The 542-nt window shown below is 50.2% G+C and carries 1 protein-coding gene; it reads left to right on the forward strand.

Going from position 1 to position 542, the window contains the following annotated elements; all coding sequences use genetic code 11:
• Positions 1-542: TonB-dependent receptor plug domain-containing protein (locus R7E78_RS29790; RefSeq protein ID WP_318059103.1), on the forward strand; the 542-nt coding region annotated here is incomplete at both ends.

A 542-nucleotide genomic window follows, 5' to 3' on the forward strand; every position in this document is an offset into this window, starting at 1 on the left:
TGGAAGAGGTTGTGGTGACGGCGAATCGGATTGAACAACCTGTGTCTGAAGTAGCAGGCAGTGTTGCGGTTGTCACCAGCGAAGAGATTGAACAAAAGGGCGAAACAGAGCTTTATGATGCGCTGCGTCACGAGCCTGGGGTAAGTGTGTCGGGTGGCGCTGGTCGTCCACAAAACATCACGATTCGGGGCATGACGGGTAATCGCATTATGATCATTCGTGACGGCATTCGCTCTGCAGGCGGTTTTGGTGCGAATGACAACAATGACAAAGTGGGCCGTGACACGTTCGATCTATCTAATCTTGAATCATTAGAAGTAGTGAAAGGGGCAAGCTCCTCAGTTTTGGGCTCTGGTGCCATTGGTGGCGCTGTGATTCTAAAATCCAAACAGCCGGGCGAGTTTTTAGAAGATCGTGACTTTTATGTTGACGCCACGGGCACTTATACGGGGATCAGCAATAAATACAAAGGCGCGAGCAATTTGGCATTTCGTTCTGGCGATACGGAAAGCTTGGTCAACGCGGCTTATTGGCAAGGTGAA

Source organism: Vibrio sp. YT-19(2023), assembly GCF_033337395.1.